The organism is Sphingomonas cannabina (assembly GCF_021391395.1).
Classification (GTDB): Bacteria; Pseudomonadota; Alphaproteobacteria; order Sphingomonadales; family Sphingomonadaceae; genus Sphingomonas; species Sphingomonas cannabina.
The window spans coordinates 319239-332146 of record NZ_CP090059.1; the positions used below are offsets into that span (position 1 = coordinate 319239).

Sequence of the window (12908 nt, forward strand, 5' to 3'; positions counted from 1 at the left end):
CCCTGGACCCCGGCCCCCGCCGGGGTGACGCTATTCTTATGCCGCCTGCTTCACCTCGGCGACGATCTTCTTGGCGGCGTCGCCCAGGTCGTTGGCCGGGACGATCGCGAGGCCCGAATTGGCGAGGATGGCCTTGCCTTCCTCGACGTTGGTGCCCTCGAGGCGCACGACCAGCGGCACCGACAGGTTCACCTCCTTGGCCGCCGCGACGATACCCTCGGCGATGATGTCGCAGCGCATGATGCCGCCGAAGATGTTGACGAGGATGCCCTTCACCGCCGGATCGCTGAGGATGATCTTGAACGCCGCGGTCACCTTCTCCTTCGACGCGCCGCCGCCGACGTCGAGGAAGTTGGCCGGGAACATGCCGTTGAGCTTGATGATGTCCATCGTCGCCATGGCGAGCCCGGCGCCGTTGACCATGCAGCCGATGTCGCCGTCGAGCTTGATGTAGGCGAGGTCGTACTTCGACGCCTCGAGCTCCATCGGATCCTCCTCGGTCTCGTCGCGCAGCTCCATCAGGTCCTTGTGACGGAACGACGCGTTCGAATCGAAGCCGACCTTGGCGTCGAGCACCATCAGCTTGCCGTCGTCGGTGACCGCGAGCGGGTTGATCTCGATCTGCGAGGCGTCGGTGCCGAGGAACGCCTGATAGACCTTGCCGGCCAGGCTCTGCGCCTGCTTGGCGAGGTCGCCGGTCAGGCCGAGCGCCTTGGCGACCGCACGGCCGTGGTGGGGCATGAAGCCGGTCGCGGGATCGACGTCGAAGGTGTGGATCTTCTCCGGCGTGTCATGCGCGACGGTCTCGATGTCCATGCCGCCCTCGGTCGAGACGACGAAGGCGACCCGGCCGGTGGCGCGGTCGACGAGCAGCGCCAGGTAGAATTCCTTGGCGATGTCGACGCCGTCGGTCACGTAGAGGCGGTTGACCTGCTTGCCGTGCTCGCCGGTCTGGATGGTGACGAGGGTGTTGCCGAGCATCTCCGTCGCCGCGGTGCGGACCTCGTCCTCGGTCTTGGCGAGGCGGACGCCGCCCTTGGCCTCGGGCGGCAGCTCCTTGAACTTGCCCTTGCCGCGGCCGCCGGCGTGGATCTGCGCCTTCACCACGTAGAGCGGCCCCGGCAGCTTCTTGGAGGCCGCGACCGCCTCCTCGACGCTCATCGCCGCATAGCCGGCGGGCACGGGCACGCCGAACTTCGCGAGCAGTTCCTTGGCCTGATATTCGTGGATGTTCACGGGACGCCTCTTTTAGAAGATCGGGAATCTCGATGGCCTTAAGCACAGCGCGGCGGGCGAATCCACCCTGCCCCTCCTGCGGGCGGGCGAAAGAGGCGCTATACCGGTACCGTGAACCTGCTGGCGGCGCGCACATGCCGGAGGAGGAGTGCAATGAAGGCTCTCGACTGGCTCGGACGAGTCGCGCTGCTGGTGCTGAGCGTGCTGGCGACATTGTCGCTGGTCGGATCATTGGCTTCGGTCTCCGGCGGCAGGCTCGGCGACGCCGTGCCGGGGCGAGTCGGCGCGCCGATGCCCGTTGTGGAGGAGGCATCCAGACCTGCTCCGCTCGAAACCGGAGGGGCGTCCGGCGTGCCGGACCTCGTCGACGGCACCGCACCCACCGGCACCGTCGCGGCGGAACGACCGCGCGCGGAGGATGAGATCGCGCGGTGGCTGAAGGCGCTGACCTATGCCGTGCTCGCGCTGGCCGGCTTCGCGGCGGCCGGGCTCCTGGCGCTGCTGCGGATCACCGCGCACCTCGCGCGGATTGCGGATCGATAGGGCTCGTCAGAGCGTCCCGCCCTACCGCCGATCTTCCTCCAGCGCCGCCGCGAGATCGGCACGGATCGCCCGCGCCGCGTCGCGCGTGCTGCGCGCGCCCTTGGCCGGCGACTCGCTCGCGAGCAGCTTCTGGACGCCGCGGATCGTATATCCCTCATGGTCGAGCAGATGCTGGATGCGGCGGACCAGCGTCACGTCCTCGGGCCGATAATAGCGCCGGCGGCCGGCGCGCTGCAGCGGCTTCAATTGCGGAAAGCGCGTTTCCCAGTAGCGCAGGATATGCTGCGCGATCCCCGTCTCGCGCGACAGCTCGCCGATGGTTCGGAAGGCTCCGGCCGCCTTGTCCGGCGCGGCCATGGCCTGGGTCAGCCGGCCTCGACGATGCGGTCGCGCATCATCTGGCTGGCGCGGAAGGTGAGCACGCGGCGCGGGGCGATCGGCACCTCGACGCCGGTCTTGGGATTGCGGCCGATCCGCTCGCCCTTGTCGCGAAGGATGAAGCTGCCGAAGCCGGAGATCTTGACGTTCTCGCCCCGCGACAGCGCCTCGCACATATGGCCGAGGATCTGTTCGACCAGCTTGGACGAATCGGCCCGCGACAGCCCCACCTCATGGTGCAGCGCTTCGGCAAGATCGGCCCGAGTCAGCGTTCCGGACATGTCCATGCGGCGTAATTCCCCTGCCAAGCCAAGCAGCAACGTCGAGACGCTATCATAGCGCGACGAGTCGCGCAAAGCCGAGGGCCGTTACGCCCTCGTCACGAGTCCCGAAGTCGGACAGCCTTGTTCGTTTCAGCGAGCTGAAACGAGTGCGGCACCTGGCCACCCATAAGATACTGCCGTTGGGTGGCCGGGTGGGGGAGCGGGCCGGTGCCGCTCAACATCAATAACGCACGACCGCCGCGCCCCAGGTGAATCCGCCGCCCATCGCCTCGAGCACGAGGAGGTCGCCGCGCTTGATCCGGCCGTCGCGGACCGCCGTGTCGAGCGCGAGCGGCACCGAGGCGGCGGAGGTGTTGGCGTGCTCGTCGACCGTCACCACCACCTTCTCGGGCGCGAGGCCGAGCTTGCGCGCGGTCGCGTCGAGGATGCGGGCATTGGCCTGATGCGGGACGACCCAGTCGACGTCGGCGCTCGTCAGCCCCGCTGCCGAGAGCGATTCGTTCATCACCGCGGCGAGGTTGACCACCGCGTGGCGGAACACCTCGCGGCCCTTCATGCGGAGCTTGCCGACCGTGCCGGTGGTCGAGGGGCCGCCGTCGACGTAGAGCAGCTCGTTGTGGCGCCCGTCAGCGTGGAGCCGGGTCGCGAGCACGCCACGCTCCGAGCCCTCCTCCGCCGCCAGCACGATCGCGCCGGCGCCGTCGCCGAACAGCACGCAGGTCGCGCGATCCTCCCAGTCGAGGATGCGGCTGAAGGTCTCCGCACCGATCACCAGCGCCCTGGAATGCGCGCCGGCACGGATCATCGAATCGGCGACCTGGAGCGCGTAGAGGAAGCCCGAGCACACCGCGGCGACGTCGAACGCGACGCAATCGTCGATGCCGAGCGCGGCCTGCACCTTGGTCGCCGAGGCGGGGAAGGTCTGGTCAGGGGTGGCGGTCGCCAGCACGATGAGGTCGATGTCCTGCGCCGCTATGCCCGCCGCGGCGAGCGCTGCCTTGGCCGCGTCGGTGGCGAGGGTCGCGGTGGTCTCGTTCGGTCCGGCGATATGGCGGAAGCGGATGCCGGTGCGCTCGACGATCCATTCGTCGGAGGTGTCGACCTGCTGCGCGAGTTCGTCGTTCGACACGCGCCGCGGCGGCAGCGCCGATCCGGTACCGAGAATCACCGAACGCCGTTGGGTCACGCTGGCATTGCTCACGCTGCTTGGGCCTCGAAGTTGCCGAGATCCTCGGTGATGCGGCGGGTGAGGTCGTCGCGCACCATCTTGGCGGCGACCTCGATCGCATGGGCGACGCCGACCTCGTTGGCGCTGCCGTGGCTCTTCACCACCAGCCCGTTGAGGCCGAGGAAGACCGCGCCGTTGTGGTTGTTGGGATCGAGATGGTTGCGCAGGAGCTCGGTCGCCGGGCGCGAGATCAGGAAGCCGATCTTCGAGCGCGTCGAGCTCTGGAACGCACGGCGGAGCAGGTCGGCGACGAAGCGGGCGGTGCCCTCGGCGGTCTTGAGCGCGATGTTGCCTGAGAAGCCGTCGCACACGATCACGTCGACATTGCCGCGCGACAGCGAATTGCCCTCGATGAACCCCTCGAAGCGCAACGGCAGATGGTCGGCCGCGCGCAGCTGGGCGGCGGCGTCGCGGATGATGTCGGTGCCCTTCAGGTCCTCGGTGCCGATGTTGAGCAGCGCGACGCGCGGGCTTTCGAGGTCGAGGATGGTGCGCGCATAGGCGGCGCCCATCACCGCGAACTGAACGAGGTTGCGCGCGTCGCACTCGGTGTTGGCGCCGAGGTCGAGCATTACCGTGTCGGTCGCGCCGAGGCTCGGCAGCTGCGCGGCGAGGGCGGGGCGGTCGATGCCCGGCATGGTGCGCAGCGACAGCTTGGCCATCGCCATCAGCGCGCCGGTGTTGCCGGAGGAGACGGCGGCGGCGGCGCGGCCCTGCTTCACCAGGTCGATCGCGACGCCCATCGATGTGGTCTTGGCACGGCGCAGCGCCGCGCTCGGCTTGGCGTCGGACGCGACCAGCTCGGGCGCGTGGACGATCTCCGACGCGGCGGTGAGGTTGGGGTGGGTCTTCAGCCCCTCGCGAATCGCCGGCTCGTCACCGACGAGGAGGAAGCGCATCCCGTCGAACTTGCGTCGCGCACGCGCGACGCCGGCGAGCATGACCGCCAGCCCCTCGTCGCCGCCCATCGCATCGACGGCGATCCGCGAACCGGGGGGCATTTCGGTCAAGCTCTGCTCAATCGCTTTGAGGCTCAGCCCTCGACCGACACGATCTCACGGCCGTTGTAGTGGCCGCAAGCGGGGCAGAGATTGTGCGGACGCTTCAGCTCGCCGCAGTTCGGGCATTCCTGGAACGATTCGACGGCAAGGGCGTCGTGCGCGCGGCGCATGCCACGCCGCGAGGGCGAAGTCTTTCTCTTGGGGACGGCCATTTCGGCACCTTCTCAAAACGAATTCGAACGGTTCGGGGCCGCGATACGACCCGGGCGCGGGAAGGGCAAGCGGAGCCGACGGCCGGCCGCTCGTCCAGGCCGGCATGTCCGGGCGGGTCGCGAAGCGAAGGCGCGCCTATAGCGATTTTCGCCGCAGTTGCAACCCGAGAGGCGGCGTGCGACGCTTTGGTGTCGCGGCACCGGCCCGCTCCCCCACCCGGCCACCCATAAGATACTGCCGTTGGGTGGCCGGGTGGGGGAGCGGGCCGGTGCCGCCCTGTTTCAGCTCTGCTGAAACAGATTAGGGGAATCTCTATGCACGTCATCCTGCCCGTCGCGCTCGCAACCGCCGCCGCTGCGGCATTGATCAACCTGTGGATCGGCGTGCGAGTCGGGCGGCTGCGGATGGCGGAGAAGGTGATGGTCGGCGACGGCGGCAATGAACGGCTGCTCGCGGGCATGCGCGCTCATGCCAATTTCGTCGAGTATGCGCCGTTCGTACTGATCCTGCTCGCGCTGGTCGAGCTGGCCGCCGGCACCTCGGCCTGGCTGTGGGCGGCGAGCATCGTCTTCATCGCCGGCCGGCTGCTGCATGTGTTCGGGATGGAGGGCTGGCGGCCGGGCCGGATGATCGGAATCGGTGCGACCTGGGCGGTGCTGCTGGGGCTCGCCGTCTATGCCGCCGTGCTGCCGTTCCGCAGCGCGCCGCCGGTGGACGCGACGCCGGTCGAAGTGGTGCCGTCGGCTTGACCTATCCGTCACCCCGGCCTTGTGCCGGGGTCCACCGGGCAGCACGTCCACCGCTCAAGCTCCTTGCTGCTGTACTTGCGGTGCAGTGGACCCCGGCACAGGGCCGGGGTGACGAGCGAGTAGGGGGGCTAGGCCAGCACCGCATCCCCGACGAACGGATTGCTCGCGCGCTCGCGGCCGATGGTGCTCGGCTGGCCGTGACCCGGGAGGAACACCGTGTCGTCTCCCATCGGCCATAGCTTGGTGACGATCGAGTCGATCAGCGCCTGATGATCGCTCATCGGGAAATCCGTCCGCCCGATCGAGCCCTGGAACAGTACGTCGCCGACGATCGCCAGCTTCGACGGCGGATGGTGGAAGACGACGTGGCCCGGCGTGTGGCCCGGCGTGAACCAGGTGTCGAGCGTGAGCTCGCCCACCGTCACCGTGTCGCCGTCGACCAGCCAGCGGTCGGGCTCGAACGGCGCGGTGGGCAGGCCCCATTGCCTGCCGTCGTCGGCGAGCCGGGCGATCCAGAAGCGATCGGCCTCGTGCGGCCCCTCGATCGGTACGCCGAGCTCCTCCGCCAGCGGGCCGGCCATGCCGCAATGATCGAGGTGGCCGTGGGTGACCAGTATCTTCTCGACCGTCACGCCCGCCTGCTCGATCGCCGAGCGGATGCGCGGCAGGTCGCCGCCAGGATCGACCACCGCGGCGCGCTTCGTGGCCGTGCACCAGAACAAGGTGCAGTTCTGCTGGAGCGGCGTGACCGGGATGATGGTGGCGCGGAGCGGCGGTTCGCTCATTTCGGCATGTCTCCGAGCAGGGTCTGCCGCCAGAACATCAGGCCGGCGAGATAGGCGAAGTCGCGGTTCGCCTTCTTGGCATAGCCATGGCCCTCGTCCGCCGCCAGCAGGTGCCACACCTGCCCGCCGTTCGCGCGCACCGCCTTGACGATCTGCTCGGCCTCCGAAGCCGGCACGCGCGGGTCGTTGGCCCCCGTCACCACCATCAGCGGGATCCGGAGCTCGTTCACGCGGGTGAGCGGGGAGATCTCGACCAGCTTCGCGCGCTGCTTCGGGTCACGCTCGTCGCCATATTCGACGCGGCGCAGGTCGCGACGGTATGACTGGGTGTTCTCGAGGAAGGTCACGAAGTTGGAAATGGCGACGACGCAGTTCGCGCCCTTGAGCCGCGCGCCGTAGCGGATCGCGGTCGCATAGCACATATAGCCGCCGTAGCTGCCGCCGGTGACGGCGATGCGGCCCGCATCGATCGCGGGGTCGGCGGCAAGGCGGTCGAGGAAGGCGCCGATGTCCTTCACCGAATCCTCGCGCTTGAACGGGCCGTTGTCGAGGCCGACGAAGCGCTTGCCGAAGCCGGTCGAGCCGCGCACGTTGGGATAGAAGACGGCGATGCCGAGCTCGTTGATGAGATAGTTGGTGGTGCCGTAATAGTCCGGCCGCTCCTGCCCCTCGGGCCCGCCGTGGATGTTGACGATCAGCGGGCGCTTGCCAGGGAACCTGGCGGGATCGGGCCGGAGCAGGAAGCCGGAGACCTCCTCGCCGTCGAAGCTCCTGATCTTGACGAGCTCGGCGTCGGCATTGGCCTTGGGATCGAGGCCGCCGGTCTCGCTCTCGGTCCATTGAACGACTGCCAGCGTCCTGGGATCGACCACGAAGGCGTCGCCCGGCACCTTGGGCCCGCTCAGCGTCAGCGCGACCGCGCCCCATGGGGCGATCTCCAGCCCGCTGGCGACGCCGGTGGGCAGCTTTACCTCGCGCGCCTGGCCGGTCTTGGGATCGAGCAGCTTCAGCCTGCTGAACCCGTCCTCGTTCACGAGATAGGCGATGAAGCTGCCGTCCTCGGCAATCGCGAATTCCTCGACGTCCCATCTGGGTTCGGGCGCGACGGCGGCGAACTTGCCGCCCTTCAGCGTGCCGAGGCGCTGGAAATCCGATCCCTCGTCGCTCAGCACCCAGAGCGTGCCGTCGGGGGCGTAGTGCGCACCGCTGTAGGCGACCTTGGCCTGGAGGTCGGTGAGCGGCGTCAGCTTGCCGCCGGCGAGGTCGAGCTCGTAGAGGTCGCTCTTCTCGACCGAGATGTAGTTGGCGACGACGGCACGCCGCCCGTCGGGTGCGAAATCGAGGATCGACCAGCCGCCGCCCTTCACCTGCGCAACGAGGCGATCGCTCTGGGGATCGCGCGGATCGACGACATAGAGGTCGCTGTCGGCGCCGTTGCGGCGGGTCGAGGAATAGCCGACCCATTTGCCGTCCTTGCTGAACGCGCCGAATTCGTTGCGGCTCTTGCCGTCGGTGATCAGGCCGAGGCGCCCGTCCTTCAGCGTGTAGAGCTGGAAGAACTCGTTGCCGCCGACGTCCTTCTGCACCACCAGTACGTCGCCGGCCTTGGAATAGTGCGCGCCGGCGATGCGGTCGGCCTCGAAGCTGATCTGGCGGCGCATCGCCAGCGGGGCGGCGACGCTGTGGAGCTGGGCGGTGTTGGCGAAGCGGGTCGAGATCAGCAGCGATTTGTCGATCGGGTTCCAGTCGACCACCGCCGCCGAACGGGCCTCGAGATAGGGCCGCGTCGCATCGGTCAGGCTCTCCGGAATCGGCGGCACGCCGTCGGCGGTGAGCGCGGCGGGCGGCGTCACCTGAGCGGCGGCCGGGGTGGCGGCGAGCAAGGCGATGGCGAACGTCAGGCGCATGGTGGTTCTTCCCCCTGTGATCGCCCAAAGGGTTAAGGCCAGTCCCCATGATCGGCAACGGCTTGCGGTGACGCGCGCGGAGGGGCATGTCCTCAGCAACATCATGACCGCGCTGCCCGATATTGTCGCCACCATGTCCTTCGATCCGCTTGGCGGGATCGCCGACCTCGAACGTCATCTCGACGGGATGAAGGAGCAGGCCGAGGCGCTCCACTATCCGTTCAACCGCCACATGGTCCGGAACGAATTGCAGGCGGCGACCTTCCGCATCCGCTATCCGCGCCGGGTGCGGCTGCTGCTGGGGCCCTCGGGCGCGCTGGCGATCGAGATTTCGCCGCTCGCGGTTGCGAAGGAGCGCGAGACGCGCCTATAGGCGCGCGCGCTTCCCTTCCAGCCCTAAGGTGATCCCCATGAAGCCCTCCGCCGCGCTCGGCCGCATCCAGCCCTCCGCCACGCTGGCGATGACCAGCCGCGTGTTCGAGCTGAAGCGCCAGGGCGTCGACGTGATCGGCCTCGGCGCGGGCGAGCCCGACTTCGACACGCCCGAGCATGTCAAGGAAGCGGGCATCCGGGCGATCCGCGACGGCAAGACCAAATACACCAACGTCGACGGCACGCCCGAGCTCAAGCAGGCGATCGTCGACAAGTTCGCGCGTGACAACAACCTGACCTACGGTACCGACCAGGTGACGGTGAACGTCGGCGGCAAGCACACGCTGTTCAACGCGATCGTCGCGACGGTCGATCCCGGCGACGAGGTGATCGTGCCGGCGCCCTATTGGGTGAGCTATCCCGACGTCGTCCAGTTCGCCGGCGGCACGCCGGTGTTCGTCGAGGCGGGGGTCAAGCAGGGCTACAAGCTGCGCCCCGAGCAGCTCGAGGCGGCGATCACGCCGCGGACCAAGTGGGTGATCCTCAACTCGCCGTCGAACCCGACCGGTGCCGCCTACAGCGAAGCGGAGCTGAAGGCGCTGGGCGAGGTGCTCGCGCGCCATCCGCACGTCTGGGTGTTCGCCGACGACATGTACGAGCACATCGTCTACGACGGCTTCACCTTCCGCACCATCGCCGAGGTCTGTCCGGAGCTCTACGAGCGCACGCTGACGGTGAACGGCTGCTCCAAGGCCTATGCGATGACCGGCTGGCGGATCGGCTTTGCCGGCGGCGCGGCCTGGCTGATCAAGGCGATGGCCAAGCTCCAGTCGCAGTCGACCAGCAATCCCTGCTCGATCGCGCAGGCGGCGGCGGTGGCGGCGCTGACCGGGCCGCAGGATTTCCTCAAGGAGCGCGCGGCCGCCTTCCAGTCGCGGCGGGACCTGGTCGTCTCGATGCTGAACCAGGCGACCGGCATCCATTGCCCGCGGCCTGAGGGCGCCTTCTACGTCTATCCCGACGTCTCCGGCCTGATCGGCAAGACCACGCCGGGCGGCAAGGCCATCGCCAGCGACGAAGACCTCATCGGCTATTTCCTCGACGATGCGCGGGTGGCGGCGGTGCATGGCGCCGCCTTCGGCCTCTCGCCGGCGATGCGGATCAGCTATGCGACCTCGGAGAGTGCGCTGCGCGAGGCGTGCGAGCGCATCCAGACCGCGGCGGCGGCGCTTCGCTGAAACCGCGATGAACAGGGCGGCCAGCGCCGGTTAAGCGCGCGGCGGCCACATTCGCCCATATTTCGACGCTTTTTCGCCCGCCCGCCTCTTCGGGTCAGCCGGCGTTCAGGCGTGGCAGTCAATGGAGCCTCCTATGCGTACCCGTCTGAAGCCCCATTTCCTCCGCTATTTCGTCGGCGGGTTCGCGATCGGGGCGATCTGCGTGATCGGCAGCCAGGTCGCGCATGCCGAGGCGCAGCCGGCGTCCTCCGTACCTTTCGTCCAGACGGCGTACTGACCATGCGCTGGCCGCTCCTCGCCGGAACGATCGCGGCGGGAGTGGCGGCTATGGCGATGCCGGGACACGCCGAGCGCGCGGTGCCGATCCCGCCGCCGGCCCGCGATGTCGTCGCCAGGCCGGGGCTGCAGAATGCGGTGCTGGCCGGCGGCTGCTTCTGGGGCATGGAAGCGGTGTTCGAGCATGTGAAAGGCGTACGCGCGGTCGTCAGTGGCTACGCCGGCGGCTCGCGCGGTTCCGCCAGCTACGATCAGGTCTCGACCGAGCGCACCGGCCATGCCGAGGCGGTGAGGATCGTCTATGATCCCAAGCAGGTGAGCTACGGTACGCTGCTGCGCATCTATTTCTCGGTCGCGCACGATCCGACGCAGGTGAACGGGCAGGTTCCCGATCAGGGCCCCAGCTATCGCTCGGCGATCTTTCCGCAGAATGCGGCGCAGAAGCTGGTGGCGGAGCAGTATATCGCCCAGCTCACCCGTGCCCATGCCTTTCCCAAGCCGATCGCGACGAAGATCGAGAGCGGCGGATTCTTCCCGGCGGAGGCCTATCACCAGGATTTCGCGCGGCGGAATCCGAACCACCCGTACATCGTGCGCTGGGACCGGCCGAAGGTGGCGGCGTTCCGGGCGGCGTTTCCGGCGCTGGCCCTATAACCCTTCGTCACCCCGGCCTTGTGCCGGGGTCCACCGTGCCTCAAGCGCCAGCATTGGCGGCTCCGTGGATGCCGGAACAAGTCCGGCATGACGATCAAATCAGCGCCAATGCACTGAGTTTGCCCGCCAGCTCTGCGGGCATCTCAGCGATGCCTTCCAATGAGCCGGCAAGATCGGACGGAGCGTCCTTGGCTTCGAGATAGCGCCAGCCTTGGTGCGCACGTTTCGGGAGTGGCTGGACGGGGATGAACTGCGGTTCGAGATGGATCGCGATGCGGCCGCCCTCCGCCTCGCCGAAGCCGAGGATCGGCGTGCGGCCGACCAGCTGGTGCTTGACGATCCAGAACAGCGAGCCGCCAGCGATCTCCGCGTGACGCTTGGGCAGGTAGCGCGTCGTCATCACGAACGCGCCCTCGGCGGCGCGGATGGCGATGCGCTCGCGCAGATAGGCGACGCTGTCGCAACCATAGGCGACCTTGGTCAGGTGAAGCGGCATCGGCCTGATCTGGGCGCTCGCGTGGCCCGACTCAAGTCAGCCGGCCAGGCCGCTCACGGTGGCGAGGCCGAGGAAGACGAGGAAACCCATCGAATCGGTCGTCATCGTCACGAAGATCGACGAGGCCACCGCCGGGTCGGCGCGCAGGCGATCGAGCGTCAGCGGCACTACCACCCCGGCGAGGCCGGCGATGACGATGTTGCCAAGCATCGCCGAGGCGATCACCGCGCCCAGCGCCGGATGATGGTAGAACAGCCCGACCGCGATCCCGATCACCGCCGCGACGCTGAGGCCGTTGAGCAGCGCGATCGAGATCTCGCGGCGGATCGCGCGCCAGGTGTTCGATTGCGTCAGCTGGTTGGTGGCGAGCGCGCGCACCGTCACCGCCATCGTCTGGGTGCCGGCATTGCCGCCGACGCCGGCGACGATCGGCATCAGCGCGGCGAGCGCCACCATCCGGCTGATCGTGCCTTCGAACAGGGTGATGATCGTCGCGGCGACCAGCGCAGTGCCGAGATTGGCGATCAGCCAGCGCACGCGCGCCTTGTAGCTGTCGATCACCGGCTCGTTGATGTCGCCCTCGCCGGCGCCGGACAGGCGGAGGATGTCCTCGCCCGCCTCTTCCGAGATGATGTGGACCACGTCGTCCACCGTGATCACACCGACCAACCGGCCGTTGCCGTCGACCACCGCGGCCGAGATCAGCGCATATTTCTGGAAGCGGAGTGCCACCTCCTCCTGGTCCATGTCGACCGGGATCAGCGTCTGCTCGCGCTTCATCACGTCGCCGATCGCCACCGACCGCGGCGCGCGCAGGATCCACGAGAGCTGGCAGGTCCCGACCGGCTTGTGCGCCGGATCGACCACGAAGATCTCCCAGAAATCGGTGGTGAGGTCCTCGTTGCCGCGCAGATAATCGAGCACGTCGCCGACGGTCCAATGCTCGGGCACCGCGACCAGCTCGCGCTGCATCAGGCGGCCGGCGGATTCCTCGGGATAGGAGAGCGCCTCCTCGATCGCGGCGCGGTCGTCGGGGTCGAGCGCGCGCAGCACCGCGCGCTGGTCCTCCTCCTCCAGGTCCTCGATGATCGCGACGGCATCGTCGGTGTCGAGTTCGGCGGCGATGTCCGCCACCTGGTGCGGCTCGAGGCTGTCGATCAGCTCCTCGCGGACCCAATCATTCATCTCGGCGAACACGTCGCCGTCGAGCAGGTCGGAGATGGCGCGCGCCAGCGCGGCACGCTGCTCGGCGGGCGTCAGCTCGAACAGGTCGGCGATATCGGCGGGATGCAGCGGCTCGACCAGCTCGCGGGCGCGGCCGTCGTCGCCGGCGTCGACCGCGTCGAGCACGGCGCGGACGAATTCGGGCTTGAGCCGGTCGTCCTCGTCGAGCTCGCTGCTCTCGGGCGCGTCGGGTTGGGGAAGCTCGGTCTCGCTCATCGTGCCGCCCCTTGCTGGTTACCGGTTGCCGTCAAGCTCCTAACGCCGGTGCTGCCAACTGCCAATCGGCCGCTTGGCTCCCGCTTCGGCACAGCCGAATCGGATACG

Annotated in this window: 16 protein-coding genes; 6 read left to right on the top strand and 10 right to left on the bottom strand. The window is 68.4% G+C overall.

The features are described 5' to 3' along the window. Positions 1-36: 36 nt before the first annotated feature. Complete coding sequence (gene sucC, locus LZK98_RS01610) at positions 37-1236, bottom strand: ADP-forming succinate--CoA ligase subunit beta (protein ID WP_233784608.1); 1200 nt, start codon at positions 1234-1236, stop codon at positions 37-39. Between the two features lie 153 nt (positions 1237-1389). Between sucC and LZK98_RS01615 the strand changes: the two genes are divergently transcribed. Beyond that, positions 1390-1779 carry a hypothetical protein gene (locus tag LZK98_RS01615; protein ID WP_233784609.1) on the top strand — a complete coding sequence of 130 codons (390 nt, stop codon included), beginning with the start codon at positions 1390-1392 and terminating at the stop codon, positions 1777-1779. A 21-nt stretch (positions 1780-1800) separates the two neighbouring features. Here the strand turns inward: LZK98_RS01615 and LZK98_RS01620 are convergent, their stop codons facing one another. The 5 genes from LZK98_RS01620 to rpmF all read right to left on the bottom strand — a co-directional run bounded on the left by LZK98_RS01620 (position 1801) and on the right by rpmF (position 4882). After that, entirely contained in the window at positions 1801-2136 is a 336-nt protein-coding gene (locus LZK98_RS01620) for a MerR family transcriptional regulator (protein WP_233784610.1), read from the bottom strand. Positions 2137-2144: 8 nt separating this feature from the next. Next, positions 2145-2444 (bottom strand): integration host factor subunit alpha, encoded by a 300-nt coding sequence (locus tag LZK98_RS01625; protein WP_233784611.1) that lies wholly within the window; start codon positions 2442-2444, stop codon positions 2145-2147. Positions 2445-2661: 217 nt separating this feature from the next. Then, positions 2662-3627: a beta-ketoacyl-ACP synthase III gene (locus LZK98_RS01630; RefSeq protein ID WP_233784612.1), complete on the bottom strand. Its 966-nt coding sequence runs from the start codon at positions 3625-3627 to the stop codon at positions 2662-2664. Positions 3628-3638: 11 nt separating this feature from the next. Beyond that, positions 3639-4670 carry a phosphate acyltransferase PlsX gene (gene plsX, locus LZK98_RS01635; RefSeq protein ID WP_233786672.1) on the bottom strand — a complete coding sequence of 344 codons (1032 nt, stop codon included), beginning with the start codon at positions 4668-4670 and terminating at the stop codon, positions 3639-3641. A gap of 32 nt (positions 4671-4702) precedes the next feature. Continuing rightward, positions 4703-4882 (bottom strand): 50S ribosomal protein L32, encoded by a 180-nt coding sequence (rpmF, locus tag LZK98_RS01640; RefSeq protein WP_233784613.1) that lies wholly within the window; start codon positions 4880-4882, stop codon positions 4703-4705. 315 nt (positions 4883-5197) lie between these two features. Between rpmF and LZK98_RS01645 the strand changes: the two genes are divergently transcribed. Beyond that, positions 5198-5632: an MAPEG family protein gene (locus tag LZK98_RS01645; protein ID WP_233784614.1), complete on the top strand. Its 435-nt coding sequence runs from the start codon at positions 5198-5200 to the stop codon at positions 5630-5632. A 128-nt stretch (positions 5633-5760) separates the two neighbouring features. On the opposite strand, the gene LZK98_RS01650 is transcribed toward LZK98_RS01645, so the two are convergent. Beyond that, positions 5761-6417, bottom strand: coding sequence for an MBL fold metallo-hydrolase (locus LZK98_RS01650; protein WP_233784615.1), 657 nt, complete (start codon positions 6415-6417; stop codon positions 5761-5763). Beyond that, complete coding sequence (locus tag LZK98_RS01655) at positions 6414-8324, bottom strand: S9 family peptidase (RefSeq protein ID WP_233784616.1); 1911 nt, start codon at positions 8322-8324, stop codon at positions 6414-6416. Before LZK98_RS01655 ends, LZK98_RS01650 begins: the two co-directional genes overlap by 4 nt. Before the next feature lie 67 nt (positions 8325-8391). Between LZK98_RS01655 and LZK98_RS01660 the strand changes: the two genes are divergently transcribed. From LZK98_RS01660 to msrA, 4 genes are all read left to right on the top strand, one after another. Beyond that, on the top strand, positions 8392-8697 hold the full coding sequence (locus LZK98_RS01660) for an aminotransferase class IV (protein WP_233784617.1): 306 nt from the start codon (positions 8392-8394) through the stop codon (positions 8695-8697). Positions 8698-8734: 37 nt separating this feature from the next. After that, a complete protein-coding gene (locus tag LZK98_RS01665; RefSeq protein ID WP_233784618.1) occupies positions 8735-9934 on the top strand; it encodes a pyridoxal phosphate-dependent aminotransferase in 1200 nt (399 codons plus the stop codon). 133 nt (positions 9935-10067) lie between these two features. Further along, on the top strand, positions 10068-10211 hold the full coding sequence (locus LZK98_RS01670) for a hypothetical protein (protein WP_233784619.1): 144 nt from the start codon (positions 10068-10070) through the stop codon (positions 10209-10211). Between the two features lie 2 nt (positions 10212-10213). Further along, complete coding sequence (msrA, locus tag LZK98_RS01675) at positions 10214-10864, top strand: peptide-methionine (S)-S-oxide reductase MsrA (protein WP_406693693.1); 651 nt, start codon at positions 10214-10216, stop codon at positions 10862-10864. A gap of 94 nt (positions 10865-10958) precedes the next feature. Here msrA and LZK98_RS01680 read toward each other — a convergent pair whose 3' ends face one another. Then, positions 10959-11360, bottom strand: a complete 402-nt coding sequence (locus LZK98_RS01680) for a DUF1489 family protein (RefSeq protein WP_233784620.1) — start codon at positions 11358-11360, stop codon at positions 10959-10961. A 36-nt stretch (positions 11361-11396) separates the two neighbouring features. Then, entirely contained in the window at positions 11397-12800 is a 1404-nt protein-coding gene (gene mgtE / locus LZK98_RS01685) for a magnesium transporter (RefSeq protein WP_233784621.1), read from the bottom strand. Between the last annotated feature and the right edge of the window lie 108 nt (positions 12801-12908).